This is a genomic window from Bacillus sp. LSHTCR4, assembly GCF_057197025.1.
The window spans coordinates 68637-88527 of the sequence record NZ_JBXUNO010000007.1; the positions used below are offsets into that span (position 1 = coordinate 68637).

The 19891-nt window shown below is 35.4% G+C and carries 19 protein-coding genes; 8 read left to right on the forward strand and 11 right to left on the reverse strand.

Annotation, left to right across the window (positions count from 1 at the left end):
• The 3 genes from AC2CGR_RS26090 to brnQ2 all read left to right on the forward strand — a co-directional run bounded on the left by AC2CGR_RS26090 (position 1) and on the right by brnQ2 (position 2380).
• Positions 1-264, forward strand: coding sequence for a spore coat protein CotJB (locus tag AC2CGR_RS26090; RefSeq protein ID WP_000194492.1), 264 nt, complete (start codon positions 1-3; stop codon positions 262-264).
• 12 nt (positions 265-276) lie between these two features.
• Positions 277-846, forward strand: coding sequence for a spore coat protein CotJC (cotJC, locus tag AC2CGR_RS26095; RefSeq protein WP_484481342.1), 570 nt, complete (start codon positions 277-279; stop codon positions 844-846).
• 217 nt (positions 847-1063) lie between these two features.
• A complete protein-coding gene (gene brnQ2, locus AC2CGR_RS26100) occupies positions 1064-2380 on the forward strand; it encodes a branched-chain amino acid transport system II carrier protein BrnQ2 (protein ID WP_484481343.1) in 1317 nt (438 codons plus the stop codon).
• 44 nt (positions 2381-2424) lie between these two features.
• Here the strand turns inward: brnQ2 and AC2CGR_RS26105 are convergent, their stop codons facing one another.
• The 3 genes from AC2CGR_RS26105 to AC2CGR_RS26115 all read right to left on the reverse strand — a co-directional run bounded on the left by AC2CGR_RS26105 (position 2425) and on the right by AC2CGR_RS26115 (position 5120).
• Positions 2425-3429, reverse strand: a complete 1005-nt coding sequence (locus AC2CGR_RS26105; RefSeq protein WP_087968331.1) for an ABC transporter permease — start codon at positions 3427-3429, stop codon at positions 2425-2427.
• 1 nt (position 3430) lies between these two features.
• Positions 3431-4297, reverse strand: coding sequence for an ABC transporter permease subunit (locus AC2CGR_RS26110; RefSeq protein ID WP_087968330.1), 867 nt, complete (start codon positions 4295-4297; stop codon positions 3431-3433).
• 88 nt (positions 4298-4385) lie between these two features.
• Positions 4386-5120, reverse strand: a complete 735-nt coding sequence (locus tag AC2CGR_RS26115; RefSeq protein ID WP_484481344.1) for a YwaF family protein — start codon at positions 5118-5120, stop codon at positions 4386-4388.
• Positions 5121-5331: 211 nt separating this feature from the next.
• Here AC2CGR_RS26115 and AC2CGR_RS26120 point away from each other — a divergent pair, with 211 nt between their 5' ends.
• The 4 genes from AC2CGR_RS26120 to entC all read left to right on the forward strand — a co-directional run bounded on the left by AC2CGR_RS26120 (position 5332) and on the right by entC (position 10274).
• Complete coding sequence (locus tag AC2CGR_RS26120) at positions 5332-6435, forward strand: efflux RND transporter periplasmic adaptor subunit (protein WP_484481345.1); 1104 nt, start codon at positions 5332-5334, stop codon at positions 6433-6435.
• A complete protein-coding gene (locus tag AC2CGR_RS26125) occupies positions 6432-7106 on the forward strand; it encodes an ABC transporter ATP-binding protein (protein ID WP_071726411.1) in 675 nt (224 codons plus the stop codon). Before AC2CGR_RS26120 ends, AC2CGR_RS26125 begins: the two co-directional genes overlap by 4 nt.
• Positions 7107-7132: 26 nt before the next feature.
• Positions 7133-8284 carry an ABC transporter permease gene (locus AC2CGR_RS26130; protein WP_410491098.1) on the forward strand — a complete coding sequence of 384 codons (1152 nt, stop codon included), beginning with the start codon at positions 7133-7135 and terminating at the stop codon, positions 8282-8284.
• A gap of 598 nt (positions 8285-8882) precedes the next feature.
• Entirely contained in the window at positions 8883-10274 is a 1392-nt protein-coding gene (gene entC, locus AC2CGR_RS26135) for a cell wall-binding protein EntC (protein ID WP_484481352.1), read from the forward strand.
• Positions 10275-10327: 53 nt separating this feature from the next.
• On the opposite strand, the gene AC2CGR_RS26140 is transcribed toward entC, so the two are convergent.
• The 8 genes from AC2CGR_RS26140 to AC2CGR_RS26175 all read right to left on the reverse strand — a co-directional run bounded on the left by AC2CGR_RS26140 (position 10328) and on the right by AC2CGR_RS26175 (position 18074).
• Positions 10328-11251 carry a HEAT repeat domain-containing protein gene (locus tag AC2CGR_RS26140; protein WP_434683068.1) on the reverse strand — a complete coding sequence of 308 codons (924 nt, stop codon included), beginning with the start codon at positions 11249-11251 and terminating at the stop codon, positions 10328-10330.
• A 108-nt stretch (positions 11252-11359) separates the two neighbouring features.
• A complete protein-coding gene (locus AC2CGR_RS26145) occupies positions 11360-12445 on the reverse strand; it encodes a DUF871 domain-containing protein (RefSeq protein WP_073543065.1) in 1086 nt (361 codons plus the stop codon).
• On the reverse strand, positions 12435-12713 hold the full coding sequence (locus tag AC2CGR_RS26150; protein ID WP_073543066.1) for a hypothetical protein: 279 nt from the start codon (positions 12711-12713) through the stop codon (positions 12435-12437). Before AC2CGR_RS26150 ends, AC2CGR_RS26145 begins: the two co-directional genes overlap by 11 nt.
• Positions 12689-13999: a PTS sugar transporter subunit IIC gene (locus tag AC2CGR_RS26155; protein ID WP_001013051.1), complete on the reverse strand. Its 1311-nt coding sequence runs from the start codon at positions 13997-13999 to the stop codon at positions 12689-12691. Before AC2CGR_RS26155 ends, AC2CGR_RS26150 begins: the two co-directional genes overlap by 25 nt.
• A gap of 82 nt (positions 14000-14081) precedes the next feature.
• Positions 14082-14387, reverse strand: a complete 306-nt coding sequence (locus AC2CGR_RS26160) for a PTS sugar transporter subunit IIB (protein WP_000275647.1) — start codon at positions 14385-14387, stop codon at positions 14082-14084.
• A 1-nt stretch (position 14388) separates the two neighbouring features.
• Positions 14389-14709, reverse strand: coding sequence for a PTS lactose/cellobiose transporter subunit IIA (locus AC2CGR_RS26165; RefSeq protein ID WP_029437553.1), 321 nt, complete (start codon positions 14707-14709; stop codon positions 14389-14391).
• A gap of 111 nt (positions 14710-14820) precedes the next feature.
• Positions 14821-16761, reverse strand: a complete 1941-nt coding sequence (locus AC2CGR_RS26170; protein ID WP_131101446.1) for a BglG family transcription antiterminator — start codon at positions 16759-16761, stop codon at positions 14821-14823.
• A gap of 224 nt (positions 16762-16985) precedes the next feature.
• Positions 16986-18074: a DUF871 domain-containing protein gene (locus AC2CGR_RS26175; protein WP_087968325.1), complete on the reverse strand. Its 1089-nt coding sequence runs from the start codon at positions 18072-18074 to the stop codon at positions 16986-16988.
• A 319-nt stretch (positions 18075-18393) separates the two neighbouring features.
• On the opposite strand from AC2CGR_RS26175, the gene AC2CGR_RS26180 reads away from it, so the two are divergent.
• Complete coding sequence (locus tag AC2CGR_RS26180) at positions 18394-19596, forward strand: MFS transporter (protein ID WP_000503269.1); 1203 nt, start codon at positions 18394-18396, stop codon at positions 19594-19596.
• Positions 19597-19891: the final 295 nt, after the last annotated feature.

A 19891-nucleotide genomic window follows, 5' to 3' on the forward strand; every position in this document is an offset into this window, starting at 1 on the left:
GTGACTCAATCGCTACCAGAAGAATATTATCAGCTGTTACTGGAGCTTCAAGAACTAGACTTTGTACTAGTCGAACTCACTCTTTATTTAGATACACATCCAGATGACACTGCTGCTATTAATCAATTTAATGACTTTTCCTATAAACGAAGAGTATTAAAACAAAAGATGGAAGAAAAATACGGGCCACTCCAACAATTTGGAAATAGCTATTCTAATGCCCCTTGGGAATGGAGCAAAGGTCCTTGGCCATGGCAAATATAAAGGAGAGAAACTATGTGGATTTATGAAAAAAAATTACAATACCCTGTTAAAGTAGGAACTTGCAATCCAGCACTTGCAAAATTATTGATTGAACAATATGGCGGTGCAGATGGAGAGTTAGCTGCTGCACTCCGTTACTTAAATCAGCGTTATACAATTCCTGATAAAGTCATTGGCCTCCTTACCGATATTGGTACAGAAGAATTTGCACATCTTGAAATGATTGCTACGATGGTTTATAAGCTGACGAAAGATGCGACTCCACAGCAAATGAAAGCTGCTGGCCTTGACCCACATTACGCTGATCATGATAGTGCACTCCACTACCATAACGCTGCTGGTGTTCCATTTACTGCAACCTATATACAAGCTAAAGGTGATCCAATTGCCGACCTATACGAAGATATTGCGGCTGAAGAAAAAGCACGCGCAACATATCAATGGCTCATTAACTTATCAGACGACCCAGATATAAATGACAGCCTACGCTTCTTACGTGAACGAGAAATCGTTCATTCACAACGTTTCCGAGAAGCGGTAGAAATTTTAAAAGAAGAACGTGATAAAAAAATATTTTTTTAAAACACGTATCCTAGCGGTATGTGTTTTTTTACGTTTAAAGTTAAATCCTTCCTATTAAACATATAAATAGTATATTTATTCGATTTAATGCATTATTTTTTAATTTTTTCAAAATTCCCTATTGCTTTCTAGTCATCAGACCTTTAAAATAATAACAGTTACTCGACAAATTGTTTGAATTTTCGACAAAAACACTCATTAGGAGGATTTTCTTTATATGCGTACAACTTTAAAACCAGCGCAAATACTCTCGATTAGTTTATTACTATTCGCAGTGTTCTTCGGTGCTGGTAATATGATTTTCCCGCCCCTTCTCGGTCTTTCTTCCGGAGAAAATATGTGGATTTCCATTACAGGATTTATTATTACAGACGTCGGTTTATCTTTACTAGCTATCGTCGCTGTTGCCCTTGCCGGTGGTAGTTTCAACACTTTAGCAAGCCGTGTTCATCCAAAATTCGCAGCAGTATTCGCTATCATTATTTATCTTTCAATCGGCCCACTATTTGTTATTCCACGAACTGGATCTGTATCTTACGAAATTGGGATTGCACCACTTTTCCCGGACCAATGGTACTCTATGTTAGTTTTTAGTGCGATTTTCTTTACAGTCGTCTACTTCTTATCATTAAATCCATCAAAATTAGTAGATCATATCGGAAAAATATTAACGCCAATTTTACTTGGAATTATTGCAATTATGGCAACAAAAGCAATTCTTTCACCTGGAACGTTTGCAGAACCTGTTGGTGACTATAAAGAAATTCCATTTTTCAAAGGATTTCTTGAAGGGTTTTTAACGTTAGATGCAATCGGTGCACTTGTATTATCAACGATTGTTGTAAATGCAATTCGCCAAAACGGTATACAAGAGAAGAAATCGATTGCGAAATATACAATTATTTGCGGTAGCATTGCAGCTCTATTTTTAACAATTGTTTATTTCTTACTCGGTTATATCGGCGCTTCAAACGGCAATCTAGGACAATTCGAAAACGGTGGTCAACTATTAGCGACTGTTATGTACCAATTCTTTGGGACAAGCGGTAATGTTTTATTAAGTATCGCCATTATCTTCGCTTGTTTAACAACAGCAATCGGCGTTGTAAGTGCATTCGCAAACTATTTCGCAACAGTACTAACAAATGTTTCTTACAAAAAGCTCGTACTATACGTTTGTATTTTCAGCTTCGTGATTTCAAACTTAGGTTTAAGTTTATTAATCAAAATTACATTACCTGTATTAATTATTTTATATCCAATTACGATTATTTTAATTTTCGTATCATTTATCGATAAATATACGAAACGTAAACCTTCTGTCTACATCGGAGCAATGATCGCAGCATTCCTTATTAGCTGTATTCATGCACTTGATAATGTGGGAATGATACCAAGTTTTATTGCGAATATCGTACACACCATTCCTTTTTATAACTTAGGAATCGGCTGGATCGTTCCAGCAATAATTGGTGGTATAATCGGATACTTTATTCCGCAAACAGAAGCTGAAGGCGAAGTTTCTACAAAATAAAGAAAAGAAGCAAGCATGAAATACATGCTTGCTTCTTTTTATTTTCACATCGTATGCTTAAAAGTAAATAACTCTTCTTTCGACTGCACAACAGATTGTTCCTCTTCTACAACATCCTTCTTTAGCTCTCCTCCTAACCTTACTTTCATCATCGCCTCTTCGATACTTTTTACAATCATATTTCCTGAAAAAATAGTAAGTCCAAAAAATGTAATCGGAACGAGAGGGATCCACGGATTCACTGTTAATGACCTAAAGTATACTCCAATTAAACCTGACCATTCATGCGTATAAGATTCCACCTCTTTTATTTGTCCACCAAACATTACAGTCCCACCAAAGAACACTTCAAGTAATCCTAAGTGCAGTAAAATAGTAAGAGTCTGCGTAAACTGCTGAAGAAATACGAGTATAAACGTCATATAGAGGTGCGGAAAAAGATGTTTTATAACAATATGTCTTCTCGATCCACCTAATATGCGTGCGGCATCAACAAATTCTTCCGTTCGCAATTTACGAACTTCCTTCGCAACATACAGTGCAATAACTGGCATTACAAGCAGTACAAGTAATACCACTTGAAACGAAGCCCTTTCAAAAAAGGTTGTTGTCTCCTCTCCGCTTCCAAATGTATTTGCAGATTGAAGAAAAAAATACGCAATCATAACTGTCGGAATAACTGTAAAACTATCAAAGAAAGCCTCAATTTTTGAAAATCCTCTTTTTATATACGTTCCGAGTACGACACCGAAAAACACACCTATTACCATTCTAAGTGCCGCAATTAAAATAGATATACCAATCGTCCACTTCGCGCCCTCAATGACTAAATGTAACAGGTCATACCCTTTCCGGTCTGTCCCGAGTAAAAATTGTAATGAAGGTGGAAACGGTGGCACTTGTGGATTTTCATCCGCATCATATTGCAATGTAACTTGTCTAATATGTCCATCATTCCATAACGTATTTCCGATGCTCAAAAGAACTAATAGGAGAAGAAACCCAATACTTATCCAAAATCTTTTATCACGTTTTATATACGTCCACATATTATAATCTCTCCTTCATCGCAGCCGGAATGAGATAATGAAACAATTTAAATAAAATAAAAATCGGAATATATATAAGAAGCACACTAACAATGAAAACCTCAACTCTAATACCGAAATACGATTTCAAAAACATAAAAATACCACCCGTATTAAAAATCCATTCTATAATATATAAATTAGATAACATAAAAAAGATATTCGTTTTCGCAAAGAATAATGTACTAAGCAACACATTTCGTAAAATATGACGATTTAAAATATGAAAGCGCCCCAGCCCTTTCGCCTTAGCAAATAGTACATAATCTTTTTCTAGTTCATTTTCAAAACGAAGCACGACCATTTTTACAAACATAATCGTAGTCGGGATGCTCAAACACAATATTGGCAACCCTCTAATCGACTCGCCTCCAATTGAAGCAATTTGAAAAGGTAAAAAACCTGTTTGTTTAAAAAACCATACAACTAAAATTTGTGATACTAAAATAAGAAGAATATCTGGAATGGATTCTAGGAAGATAAGAAATGATTTAATTCGATGTTGTATACGCGGTGAACTACTCATAATTACATAAACAATACAAAATGCTACAAATAATGAAATGAAAAAAGAAGCTAAAAATATAACAATTGTTTCTTTATAATGGACAAACAACTGTGGAAATAAAAATTTATCTCCCACATATTTAAAATTGGAGATGCCCATTAAATTCACAAAGACTTCTTGTAAACTCTTTATGTACTGTGATGCATGCAGCTCAAATCCATAAAATAGTTTCGGCAATGTCCCTAAACAAATAATACCCAAAATCGAAATAAGAAATTGAATCGTCACTTCCATCCCATTCAAAAATACTTTTTTGACCATTTTCGCCCTTCTCTCTCTCTAATTTACCCTTTAATTTTATTCTTAATTTTCTGAATTGTAAATATTTAATATATAAAAAATCGCTAGGTTATGACCCTAACGATTCTTTGTGTAACTGTTTTTCTCTTTTCGCAAATGGCATATACAAAATAAAACATCCAATAAGCGCAGCTATTTCTAATGAAATAATATAGTAAGGATGCGGCCCTAACATATCGAGTAATGAAGCAGTTTCTGGCTTATGAGCTAAAAACATATAATTACCGCCTGTTTTGTAATTTACAAACGAAACAATCGGAATCAATATGTTTAAAAATATCATCGTACGTTTAATAGATTGTAATGTAGGACGATATCCTTCTACCCAAGTCATAAAGAGCGGTGCCCAAATGAGCAATATATGCGCGATGAAATATTCAATGAAACGAAAATGAGGAAAAGCATACTGCAAGTTCGGTGTTAAAATGGCTTGTGATGCACCAATAATTCCTGTGAAAAATACAATCTCATATATGCGATAACTTTTCGTTATAATCATAATCGACGCTAACAACAAACTAATCGTACATAACTCAAACGGTAATGAAGTGGCTAGCTCAAAAATCCCTGCTTTCCACTCCCACATATGCAGTCCAATTTCACTCCCTATAAATAAAAATGCAATCGCATATCGAACCGTTATATTCCACTCATTTTGACGTAATACATCTTGGTATTGATATAAAAAAACGATTCCCACCAACATAATAAATAATATAATGGCATGTTGCCTTGAGTAGGGAATAAACGGTTTTAATGGATGCGCACTAAAATAAGCTTCCATCTTCCTTCCTCCTCTCCTTCATACAATATTATTGTAAGAATGAAACAACGCGTCAATTCATTTGCTTACACTGGGACAAGCTCTACCTTACATTTACATATTCATACCTTACAAAACTGTAAGGTTATTGTAAGCTAAAACGATTTGTCAGATTCTTTACCTCTTCTATACTTAATGTAGATACTAAAACGAACGAAAAGGTGATAAATAGATGAAGAAGAAAAATAAAGTGTTAATTACTAGTGTAGTAGCAATCGGAATTGCAGCTGGATCATACTTTGCATTTGCTGGTAGTGGCTCAGATGTTGCAATGGCATATAGCGGATATAAAGTAACAGAAAAACAAATTGAAAACGCGCAAAAATTTGGCGGTGAAGTTATTCCAAACGGCATCGAAACCATTTCATTTGATCCAACAAAAGGAACGTATGAATTAGCAGTTAAAAAAGGCGATGAAGTGAAAAAAGGGCAGCTTCTGTTTAAATACAATGACCCTACTGCTAAACAAGGTGTAACAGAAGCAGAAATGCAAAAGAAAATCGCACAAAAAGAAGTAACATTGTTCCAAAAACAAATTGATACAGCGAAACAAAAATTACAAAAAGATAAAAATGCAGGTCTTCCGGCTGAAGCATTAAAAGCATCAGAAATCGAGGTACAACAATTAGAATCACAGCTTGAAATGAAAAAGTTTGAAGTTGAAAAATCTGATGAAATGATTAAAGCAGCATCAGAGAAAGTAAACACACTTTCTGTAACGAGTCCTGCTGATGGCGTAATTGATGATATCGTAAAAATTGCTGATGAAAAAACAGGTATGAGCGGTATTACACTTCGTCACGCTGGTCCATTTAAAGTAAAAGGTCAACTTTCTGAATATGAGCTTGCTAGTATGAAAGTTGGGCAAGAAGTAACTGTTTCCTCAAAAACAGTCGCTGGTAAGACTTGGACAGGAAAAGTCACAGAAATCGGCTCTACTCCATTAAAGAGTATGGACGAAAACAAAACAGTTTCTAACTATCAATTCACTGTCACTTTAGATAATAGTGAAGAATTACAAAACGGCTTCCACGTTTACGTAACAAGTAAATCTGGCGAAGCAACTGGTACAATTGTTCCGAAAAGCAGCATCGTGAAAAAAGGTGACAAAAATGTTGTATTCATCGTAAAAGACGGTAAAGCGAAAGAACAAGCGGTTACTGTTGAATTCGAGACTGATAGCGAAGCCAAAGTTTCTGGAGTGAAAAAAGGAGAACAAATTATCTCTAAACCTGAAAAAGACTTAAAAGATGGTATGGAGGTTGTCGTTGAATGATTAACTTAAAAGGCATCACGAAATCCTTCCAAAATGGTACAGAATCCGTTCAAATATTACACGGAATCGACGTAACACTTAACCAAGGAGAATTTACTTCTATTATGGGACCATCTGGTTCTGGTAAATCAACTTTAATGAACATTATCGGTTGCTTAGATAAACCAACGACAGGTGCATACGAACTAGCTGGTCAAAACATTTCAAACATGTCTGAGACAGAACTTGCACGCGTTCGTAATAAAGAGATCGGGTTCGTATTCCAAAACTTCATGTTATTACCGAGACTTACAGCACTTCAAAATGTAGAGCTACCTCTTATTTACGCTGGAGTCGATAAAAAAGAAAGACGTGAGCGCTCATTAGCCGCTTTAACAAAAGTAGGTTTAGCTGATCGTGCTACTCACTTACCGAACGAATTATCAGGGGGACAAAAACAGCGTGTCGCTGTTGCACGCGCAATCGTAAATAACCCGAAGTTTATCTTAGCCGATGAACCAACGGGGGCACTTGATACGAAAACAAGTACACAAATTATGGACCTCTTTTACGAATTAAACAAACAAGGCTCAACAATCATTATGATTACCCATGATCGTGAAATCGGGGAAGCTGCAGCACGTCAAATTGTAATTCGTGACGGAAATATCGTCCAAGATTGGAGAGGTTAATTTTGAACACGAGTGAAAATATACGCATGGCCCTTTCCTCTATCTTTGCCCATAAAATGCGTTCTATCTTAACGATGCTAGGTATTATTATCGGTATTAGTGCCATTATTACTATCATTTCAATGGGTGATGGTACAAATGCAAAGTTTAAAAAAGAGTTAGGCCAGGGAAAAGATAATGAAGTAACGATTTACTACAACAATCCTGATTACGGAACAGATAGTGCAAAAATCACACCTGATATGCTAAACCGTCTTCAAACTGTGTCAGGCGTTAAAGATGTGTATCCAGATGTAAGTATGAAAGTGAAAGCATCTGCCGGTTCAAAAGATGTAAATCTTGATTTAAAAGGTGGAACAGGCGCTTTTATGACAGATTCGAAAATAAAATTAGTTCACGGTCGTGAATTAAATGACAGCGAATTAAATCAAGCAATCCCTGCTGTTATATTAAATGAAGAAGCTTTCAATAAATTGTTTAATGGTTGGGAACCAAATTTATACACAGATATAAAAGGAAAGCCGTATAAAGTAGTGGGTGTGTACGAAACGAAAAACGAATTTGGAATGGCTATGTCAGAAGGTTATACATCACTTGAAAACGCCCCTGTCATTTCAGGAGTAACTGAGTATGACTCTGTAAGATTAACAATGACCTCTCCGACAGAACGTAAAAATGTAGAAAAACAAGCCGTTTCTGTTTTAAACGAAATGAAAGCTCCTAAATTTGAGCACAAATTCGAAGCACAAGACTTAGGTGAATTTACGAAGCAATTAGATGAATCAATCGGTATGATGAAAATGGTATTCGGTGGTATTGCCGCTATTTCCTTACTTGTTGGTGGTATCGGTGTAATGAACATTATGCTTGTATCTGTAACAGAGCGTACACGTGAGATTGGTATTCGTAAAGCTCTTGGTGCAACCCGTGGTAAAGTATTAACACAATTCTTAATTGAATCTTGTATTTTAACAGGACTCGGTGGTTTCATCGGTTTCATGCTCGGTATCTTCTTCGCTTGGATTGTCTCAATCTTTGCCGGATGGCCACTCGTTGTCTCAAAAGAACTTGGACTTCTTGCAGTAGGTATCTCAATGTTAATCGGTATTATATTCGGTTTACTGCCAGCTAACAAAGCTGCAAAACTAGATCCAATTGAATGTTTACGATATGAATAAACAAAAACGTAGGAGTTTACACTCCTACGTTTTTTATTTATCCCGCTTTAATGGGCAGTAAGACCCCCACCTCAAAATTCAGTGAAAGCAAAGAAGTTAGGTGGGGATCAACTGCCCATAAAAGTCCGATTGGTTCAACTAATAATCAGTGGGGGGATGAAGAAAACCCCACTGATTAAAGTTTCACTTTATCTATTAAATCGTGTTTCTTCTATTATATATGTTTCACGTTATCAACACCTTTCATTATTTTAACCTACTAAAGCTATTATAGAATCCTATTATTGCAAAAATACTATGTGACAGACCAAAATCAAGGCGTAATTTTTTCCATACCTCGACTTATTTTGTAACAATTATGGCGATTTTTTATTAAATTTCACCTCATTTATATTCCTCCACAGCGAAAATAGTTATTTTTACATAACTAATCACCTGTTTCAACAGCAAGATAAGCTGTTTTTGTAACGATTAAGAAATAATTACGTAACACTCTAGAAATATTATTAACCTATTAGAAATTGAAATACTCCCCTTTTTATGTATCGTATGCTCTAACCTCCCCTAAAAACTATAAGAAAGCGCTTTTAGGATATTACTGGAATTATTACAGAATATTAATGACCCGTTACGAAAGCTTTGTAATTCTATGTTTTTCGCAAATAAGAAAATAATGGTTGCTATAATGAGGTCAACGAAAACAAATGCAATGGAGGCTATTATGAAAAAATTTATGGGTATAGCAACAGCAGCGGTTTTTGGTCTTGGGATTTTCACAACATCTGCTAAAGCAGAAACAATCGTAACGACTGATGTACTAAATGTACGAGAAAACCCAACTACTGAATCAAAAGTTGTAGGAAAATTATTAGATGGATATAAAGTTAACGTTTTACATACAGAAAACGGATGGTCAAAAGTGAAATTGAATAGCGGTAAAGAAGCTTTCATTAGCGCTGACTACACAAAAGACACTTACTACGTAACAGCAAACGTATTAAACGTACGTGCTGGTGCAAACACAGACTCAGAAATTCTTGGTAAATTGAAACAAGATGATGTAATTGAAACAACACACCAAGTTGAAAATGATTGGATCCAATTTGAATATAACGGAAAAACAGCTTATGTTCATGTTCCTTACTTAACAGGTAAAGCTCCAATTAAAGTACAACCAGTAGTTAAAGCTGAAAAAACAACTAAAGATCAAGATACAGCTAAAGTTCGTGAAGCAGCTAAAGCTCAAGAAGCAGCTGAAACTCAAGCAAAAGCTAAAGCAGAGGAAGCAACTAAAGCTCGTGAAGCGGCAGAAGCTCAAGCAGAAGTTAAAGCTCAGGAAGCAGCTAAAGCTCGTGAAGCAGCTAAGGCTCAAGCAGAAGCTCAAGCTCAGGCAGACGCTGAAGCTCAAGCAGAAACTAAAGCTCAAGCAGCGGCTAAAGCTCGTGAAGCAGCTAAAGCTCAAGAAGCAGCTGAAGCTCAAGCAGCGGCTAAAGCTCAAGAGGCAGCTAAAGCTCGTGAAGCAGCTAAAGCTCAAGAAGCAGCTGAAGCTCAAGAGGCAGCTAAAGCTCAAGAGGCAGCTAAGGCTCAAGAGGCAGCTAAAGCTCGTGAAGCGGCTAAAGCTCAAAAACCAGCTACACAACAACCTGTTACAAAAGAAACTGAGAAAAACACACAATCTTCTTCTCGTGAGTTCCAAGTTGTAGCAACAGCTTATACAGCAGATCCACTTGAAAATGGTTATAAAGCAGGCGACCAAGTAAAATCAGCTTTAGGCCACAACTTAACAGCTAATCCAAACATGAAACTAATTGCAGTTGATCCAAGTGTCATTCCATTAGGTTCAAAAGTATGGGTTGAAGGTTACGGAGTAGCAATCGCTGGTGATACTGGTGGAGCTATTAAAGGTAATAAAATCGACGTTTTAATGCCAGATAAAGGTACATCAAGTAACTGGGGACGTAAAACAGTTACAGTTAAAGTATTAAACTAGTTAGTAAAAAAAGAGCCAGCCTCATCATCGAGGCTGGCTCTTTTTTATGATTCTTACATTCTTTCTTTCTCTTGAAAGTAAGTAATATTGTCTCGAAGCCACTTCCTCTCCGACATAAACAAGTTTCCACGTTTTTTGTACACTTTATCAAATATCTTTAAAACTTCTTCATGATTAGCAAACTTATGTAAGAAACGAAGAGCAATGATAATCTCTGCTTCATCCGTAGGCTCTACTTCATTTTTACGGCTTCTAGCAACAATTTTATTCACACGTTCGCAAATTGGTCTCATTGCCATTTCGTCGCCATACGTATAAATAGCTCGAACAGCTTCATATTTCACCATCACATTTCTATCCTGTAAAGCTTCAATATAAACTATTTGTAAGTCCGATCCCCCTATTTTTGCTAACACCTCAATAACAGTTGAACGAACATAGGCACTATTACTATATAAAAGCTTTGTTAACGGCAGAATCGATTGCTTCGTTCCAATCTCAAACAATGTATAACAAATATTTGTAATCTCATCTTTATTTTCTTCAGTATCCAGCAACTTTAGTAACGCACTTTCCGCTTCTAACGATTTATATAACTTTAAGGAAGAAACTGCCCAATAACGAACACTATCGTTTTTATGATAAATATACGGAATGATTTTATTTGTACTACTTACTTCTGGCAATGTATAAATATTACTAAGCAGTTCACTTAACAAAGTCGGGCTTTGTTCACATTCCAAACGATCTATAAGATAATCAGCAATATAGATTTTCTTCGTATTGATAGCGAGTTTCGTCATTACATAATATATATCTTTCTTCATAGCTATTTTTTTTGCTTTGATTACCTTCTGCTGTAAATATGGAAAAGTTAATAAGTCATTTAACGCTTTTGCTTCATCATACGCACGATGCCAAATCTCTGTTTCTTCATCAGCCATCCGCCTTAATAAATCATCTATATACTCTTCCATCTCCTTCTCTCCCGTCCAAATTAAGTCTATCTCTTTGCATTCTATATACAATAGATTACTATTTCAACAGAAAAAAGAGGATGCCACAGCATCCTCTCCTTCTCTTCCCTATTCCACACAAGTAAACTGTGTCCAAGCTCCTACATAATCTAGTAAGAATAACTCTTCTTCTGCAATTGTACCGACAATATTTTTCCGTTCATCTATCGGCATTTCTTTTAGAATGATTTGTAGTTCACCTTTATACTTTCCGAATGAGTTGTTACCTATTACAACTTGCCCTCTTTCCTGTCGTACACTTTCGCGCACTGGGAAGTCATAGTCTTTGTACTTTTTACGTACTTCTGTAGAACGTACCATATATTCTGTTATGTCGCCGCGTCTTACGTGTAATTCTTGCAGTGTCGCTTTCTTCTCTACTTCAGTCACTTCGTCTACAAAATGTACCTTTAGCTGTAACATGTAACGATTTAAGTTTCCTAGTTTCTCTAACTCGTCTTCACTCGCATAAGCATTTCCGATAATCACATCATCGATTAGCCCTGTTGCCCATAAATGTTTCGCTTGTACTTCAATCGGTAAGTTACGATGTTGTTCTAGCGTACATAGTCCGTCGTTAATATCCCATGGACCGATTTCAGCTGCATGTGACGTAATAAAGGCCGCCGTGCGAATACCGTGTTTTTTAAAACGTTCACTACAGCGAATGAAATAATCATACGGAAGACCAGTGAACTTTTGCGGATAGAAGTTATGACAACCAATTAAAGCTGACTTATTCGCTTGATGCGAAAGGATATTTTCTAAGTATGCAATATCGTTACTTACGTTTAGTTCAATTTTTAAGCCGTACGGATTATTCGTCATTTTCGCTTCAGTTAATCCGTCAAACCCTAAATCTAATCGAATACCATCTGCACCTAACTCTGCGAAAAATGATAGATCACTATAACTAATACCAAGTTGATCAAATACTGCCGGAGCTACATCTAAAATAACTTCCATATTGTTATCTTTTGCATGATGAATAATTTCTTTAAATTCAGCTACAATTTCTTCTTTCGGACGATTCACAGATAATAGACATGTGAATATTCTTGAAAAACCGTGGCGTGCCGCTGCCGAAATGTATGCCATATCTTTTTCTTTCGTTGAATGTTCTGGATAAAGTGAAATTCCTAATTTACGCTCCATGCTTTTGCATCTCCTTCACACGTTGTATTAATGCCATGCTCGTAAATCTATATTTTGCAGATAAACATGTTGCACATAAAATCGTTGGTACAATAATCACGTACGGTGATTGTAAGCTTAGCATTACATAGGCACCCATTGAACTACCGATAAATACAATTGATACTAGTAGTAAAACTAATAAAGATTTACTTTGTACCCATTTTGAATAATGTGCAATACACTGCCCCACTACAAATGTAATTAAGATGATAATTGCTCCGAGCATTTTTCTTTCTCCTCTCCTGCTAATTGTTGTTTCTCATACATTTTGAAGAACGGATAGTAAATAACGAATGAGATAACAAAGTTAACAAGTACAAGTACACCGGCCATAATTGTCCAGTCCGTACTAATAACCGCTGCAATTGGCGCTAACATCGTAAATGGCAATTTCGCCATCATAAGTGGAATCATTCCTGAAACAACTGCGAAATATGATACTGTCGTTGTCACTAACGGTGTAATAACGAACGGAATAATTAAGATTGGGTTCATTACAATTGGTGCCCCGAAAATAATTGGTTCGTTAATATTGAATAAGCCTGGCACGAATGATAATCTACCTAACTCTTTTAAGAACTTAGATTTAGAGAACATAAACATAATAACTAAAGCTAACGTTGATCCTGATCCACCGATCCATACGAACCATTGAATAAATTGCTCTGTAAATAAGTTTGGTAATTGATGTGCATTTCCTGTAGCTGTGAATACTTCCATATTTTCAAGAATTGCCGAATCCCACATTGGACGAATGATCGGTCCTAAAATCGCAGGGCCATGTATACCGAATGACCAGAAAAATACGATTAAGAATACTGTTAATAAACCGCCGAATAAATTATTTCCTACTAATACTGATTTTAGTGGTGCGATTAAATATGTGATTGTTGTATTTACATCAAATTTCAAACCGTAGCGAATGCCCCAGAATAAAAGAATAACTGCTAACGTTGGAATTAATGCTGCAAACGAATTTGAAACTGCTGGTGGTACACTATCTGGTAATTTAATTGAGATATTATGCTTAATCATAAAGTGATAAATTTCTACTGCAATTAAAGCTGTAACAATTGCGCCGAATAAAGATGTGGCACTTAATGTTCCTACTGAAATATATCTACCTGCATCAATAACACCTGGTACAGCTTTCGTAATTTGAATTGGTTCAACTGATGCTAGTAAAAAGGCGAGTACAGATAATAACCCTGCACTTAACTGATTGAGCTGATAAAAATTCGCGAGCGAAGCCCCTACCCCAAATGCTGCATATAACGCCATTAGTCCTACTGTAAATCGGAATGGGATATCTAAAATATGGCGAAACGGTGCAATCCACTCCATATATGCATCAATTGGTAAGTTTAAAAAGATAACGAAAAATGATCCGACAATCGTTAAAGGTAATGTAGAAATAACCCCGTTTCGAATTGCTAATAAATGTCGCTGTCCGGCAATCTTTTGTGTTGTTGGCATAATCTTTTGTTCCATAAAACTCATAAATCCATTCATCAAAACCCCTCCTCTTTCTCTTTTCTATGAAAGGATGAAATAAAGTTATAACATTATAATGTTTATATTTAAAAAAATATAATTATGCTAAAACTAATTGTTCTGCTTGTTTCAGTACTTTCAAACCATCACACATGCCATAATCTCGTTGGTCTATAATCGCAACTGGTATATTGTATGAATTTGCAAGAAACTCTACGGCTGGAAATAAATATTTCACTTGCGGACCAATTAAAACAACATCAGCATTTTTTATTTCCAGTTTCACAAGTTCTGAATCAACTGCTTTAATTTTATAATCCTTCCCTTGTTTCATTGCCTCTTCTTGCATTTTTCTTACAACCATACTCGTTGACATGCCTGCTGCACAACATAATAAAATGTACATCTTATACTGTCACTTTCTCTTCTACTCGTTTATGAAGAGTAATAAATTCTTCAGCAAGTTCTTTCACTGTAATTGCATTCATTAAATGATCTTGTGCATGCACTAACAGTAAACTGATTTCTGCATGATTTCCTCTTGCTTCTTCTTGAATTAAGTCCGTTTGAATACGATGAGCTGCTGAAATTTCTTCACTAGCAAGTTTCATCTTTTCACTCGCACTCTCAAAATCTCTTTGTCTTGCAAAAGCGATTGCTTCAAGTGCCGCGCTTCTCGCGTTGCCACCATGTAAAATTAACGCAAATGGAGTTTGCATATCAGTCATTTTAAATTCCCCCAAGCTATCTTTTTTCTATATTTTCATCTTATTATGAAAACGCATACAATTAAACATAAAAAACTTCCGTTGTATAACGGAAGTTTTTACATACTTTTCTTATATAGATAATAATACTTCTTGGAAATCTTCAATACCTTCAGCATGAGTTAATTTCTCTATCGTACTTTGACTAGACATAATATCATATAAAAAATCATAAAGCTTTTGTAAATCTTCATTATTATTGCGCTTTACACTAAATAAAATAATAACTTGTACTTTCTTATCTCCCCAATCAACAGCCTTCTCAAGTGTACAAAACATCAAAAATGTTTTCTCACTTAATAACTGCATCGGATGTGGAATCGCAACTAAATTCCCAACCGCTGTAGGGGATGTATTCTCTCTTTCCATAACAGAGTCATAAAAGTGTTCTGGTACATAGTTTTTCTCAGCAGCTTTCTCACATAAAAATCGGATAACCTCTTCCTTCGTAGAAGCACTGTGATTTAAAAAGATTAAATCTTCCTTCATATATTGCTGTACACTAGTATTCACATGCGTAAATAACTGCTGACCAATTGACTTAATCTCTTTATCATCAAATATTGAGTTTACTTTTATAACAGGCACAGGTAAACCACTTGGTATATGAATCGTACTAATAATACAATCTATTTTATCTTTATAAAGGTCTTCTACTTTCAATTGATAATAACCGGTAATTCCCACAATCTCTAATTTATCTCGGAACTGTGATAGAATTTTATATTTCAATAGTTGGGCACTTCCTTGACCAGTTGCACAAACTAATAAACATCTTTTCTTTTGATTCTGTTCCTGTAAACGACTCATCGCTCCGCCGAAGTGAATCGCAATATAACCAATTTCACTTTCCGGAATCGATTCTCCCGTATATTCACCAATTATATCTCCAACGAGAACCGCAATTTCAAAAGCATATGGATAATTCTTTTTCACTTCTGCCAAAAGAGGATTTCTCGTATTTAACTTATACTTCAAACGATTTAATAACGTTTTTAAATGAACACCAAACCCAAATAATAATTCTTCATCATAATAAAAAATAAGATTCCGTTCTTCCGCTACTTTAAAAAGAATATGTTGCATGAATGCATATAGATCTTTTCCTAATAGTTCTTCCACATTTTCATAACGATCTTTCGCTGTAACAGCAGTACTTAATAAATGCATCGTCACATATAAAACTTCTTCTTCTGGGAATGAAAAATGCAACTCTTTCTCTAACTCTCCTAAAATCTCTTTCGCAATTGCATATTCTTTCTTTATTATGAGTTCTGATTGCTCCGCATTTAGTCCTTTCATATAATGTTGCTCTTCACAACGCTTTAATGCAATTGCAATATGAATGACTAAATTATCAATTTCTATATCTGATAAGTATATCGTTCCTCCTTCGATATACTTTAATATAATCGAACGGATAAGCGGTATATGAGGTAACGATAAGTATGTATCATTCTGCTCAAATTGCTCATGAAACGGAGTATGATCATAACGCGGTAAACCGTATTGTGATAAACAAGAACGAATATGAAACTCCTCTCCCACAATACGTATACCATAATACGGTCTCTTTTCAATTTGTAATTGATAGCGACCACATATATCTGTAACATCTTTCATAATTAAATTTACTGTCGATTTACTTACATAAATCTCCTCTGCTAACTGTGAAAGCTTCACATATCCCTCAGTCGTTAAAATACGTTGCAGAATGTACGCTACCCTTTCTTCATAAGAAGTTGGGATTTTTTCTGTCTGTTTTTGAAATAGACTCACGCAAAACTCTTCAAACTTCTTTGTTTGTATAATTTCTAGTTCATATCCAGTCCCTCTTTGCGATTCAATTTTCGCTCCGTTTTCTTCCAATATATCATTTAATAATTTTATATCTTTTTGAATCGTCTTCGTTGATACATGTAAACGGCTCGCTAAAAAAGCTCGATTTAACATCGATTTCTCTTCTAAAAACTCCTCTAAAATAGAAATTAATCGCTGATGCACCTTTGTCATAGCTCTTCCTCTCGCACTTATATAAAGTGAAACTTTAATCAGTGGGGGTTTTGTTCATCCCCCACTGATTATTAGTTGAACCAATCGGGATTTTAGGGGCAGCCCGCCCCCACCTAACTTCTTTGATTCCGCTGAATTTTGAGGTAGGGGTCTTACTGCCCGTTAATGCGGGATAAAAAGGAAAAAACTGCTGAGGTCAGTAGTTTTTTCCTTTTTTAATTTATCTATTTCTTTAATGTAAATCCGAATTTATCCCATGCTTGTAAATAGTCTAGTAAGAAAATCTCTTCTTCTACAATTCGACCAACTACATTTGTTTTTCCTGTATTCACCATATCTTTTAATGCAATTTGTAATTCACCTTTATATTGGCCATATTGCTCATTATCAATTAAAAGATCGCCGCGCTTAATTTCACGTGTATGATGAGGTTTAAACTCTTCTTTTTTATATTTCACACGGCTTTGTGTCGAGCGAATCATATATTCAGATACATCCCCGCGGTAAAAATGAGGTTCGTCTAATACGATAATTCTTTCTAGTTCTGTCGTTGTATCATATAACTCTATATCAAATGTTTGTTTCTCTTTATTTAATGCACCTAGTGCTTGCAATTCTTCTACTGATGCATAAGCGTTCGCAATAATGACATCATCAATTAATTCTGTCGCAAATAAATGCTTCGCTTGTGTTGTCATTGGTAGTTCACGATGCTGCTCTAACGTACATAATCCTTCTGTTACGGGCCAAGGTCCATATGTTGCATCAAATGATGAAATAAAAGCAGCCGTTCTCATACCGTAATCTTTAAATTGTTTCGAGCATTTAATGAAATGATCGTATGATAATCCAGAATAACGATGCGGATAAAAATTATGGCAACCAATTAAATTTTCACGATTTGGTCTATGACTCATAATGTTATCTACATATTTCGTACCGTTACTCATATTAATCTCAATTTTTAAGCCATACGGATTGTACGTCATAATTGATTCTTCTAATCCTGAGAAACCAACATCTAAACGAATACCGTACGCACCTAGTTCATGGAAGAACGATAAATCATTATACGAAATACCTAGTTGCTCAAAAACAGCTGGACTAATATCAACTAATACTTGGAATCCTAATGCATTTGCATGAGAGATCGTTTCTTTAAACTCTTCTATAATTTTCTCTTTTTCTCCATCTACAGACAATAAGCATGTGAATACACGTGTAAATCCGTATTTACTTGCTAATGTTAAATATTCCTTATCTTTCTCTACTGTTGAATGTTCTGGATAAATAGAAATACCTAATCGTCTCATATGTACACGCCTCTTTCTTCATTATTTTGTAAACCTTTTCAAATATATGTAGTGAAAAAGTATATATCCCCTTCTCATTCACTACCTTTTGAATCCGCTTTCTTTAAAGAAAAAATAATTTCTATCATTCATAACAACTACCAGTCTATACATCTATACTTTACAACTTTTTTTCATAGTTGTGTAGCTTTTACACAAATTTGTCAGTTTTTTACCTCGAAAATTGTTGTACGTTTTCAAGGCACCTTCCTTGACTGTTACATTGGCCAATACATATACTCGAAAGAAAAGAGAAATTTTTTATATAGGGGATGAATACATGGGAGAAGCAATACTCGTAAAACGAGAACCGTTATGGACAAAAGAATTTGTCGCGCTAATTCTAGCAAACTTATGTATGTTTTTAGGGTTTCAAATGTTAATTCCTACTTTACCTGTTTATGTGAAAGAAATAGGAGGTACAAGTTCCAATATCGGATTTGTTGTCGGCATGTTTACTGTTGCGGCACTTTTTGTTAGACCGCTAACTGGAAATGCCTTGCAAAAATTCAGCAAAAAAATCATTTTAATGATCGGTACTGCTATTTGTTTACTCGCTATGGGTAGTTATCTTTTTGCTTCAACTGTTTTCCTATTGCTTGCCGTTCGAATTTTACACGGAGCTGGTTTTGGTATTACAACGACTACATATGGAACTGTCGTTTCAGATTTAATTCCGCAAGCTCGCCGCGGTGAAGGCATGGGATATTTCGGTCTTTCTGGAACAATTGCAATGGCGCTCGGTCCACTTATCGGACTTTGGCTTATGCAAACATATAACTTCACGATTCTTTTTTTATGTGCACTTTCCTGTACAATTGTTTCATTAATATTAACGAAACTACTTCAAATCAAAAAATCGCCGCAATCACCACAGCAAACATCCGGTACCTTCCTTGATGGATTTATTGAACGTAAAGCTTTACTTCCTTCATTATTAATATTATGTATTACATTAATGTACGGAGGAATCGGGAGCTTTATTACATTATTTGCTACGGAAGTCGGCATTGCTGATATAAGCCTATTCTTCTTATTTAATGCACTTGCAATCGCCGTCACTCGGCCATTTTCTGGAAAATTATATGATGCGAAAGGTCATACATTCGTTATTATTCCAGGAGTTATTATTACGTTTACAGGTATTATTTTATTGTCGTATACAACTACAATTCCGAGTTTAATTATTGCGGCAGCATGCTACGGAAGTGGATTTGGAGCGATCCAACCTGCTCTACAAGCATGGATGATCGACCGAGTAGCACCTCACCGACGAGGAGTCGCAACAGCTACATTCTTCTCAGCATTTGACCTTGGAATTGGTGCTGGCGCGATTATTTTTGGATTCATTGCACATTTTACAAACTACGCAACTGTATATCGCTATTCCTCTCTATTACTTATTGCTTTCCTGTTCATTTACATCACAAGTGTAAGAAGACAAAAGCATGGAAATAAAAACACAGAAAAAGCTGCTGGATAATTCCAGTGGCTTTTTTATCTTATTTTTGATGTTATAAAACTACATGCATTTTCCTACATATTTTTTTAATTTTCATCAAAAAATATACGATGAACTCGCAGACGCTTTCCTTGAAATTCAACCGAACAATACTATTCTAAAAAGTGTGATTTCTTTACAAAATTAAGATTTATATAAGATAAAAACCAATAAAATACAGCTGTTTCTTTAAGTAATTGTAAACTTTTCTTCTCTTTGTAAATTTAGTGTAAATTTTACTAGCAAACCGTTTACAGTGCCTCACGGTTCAGTTAAT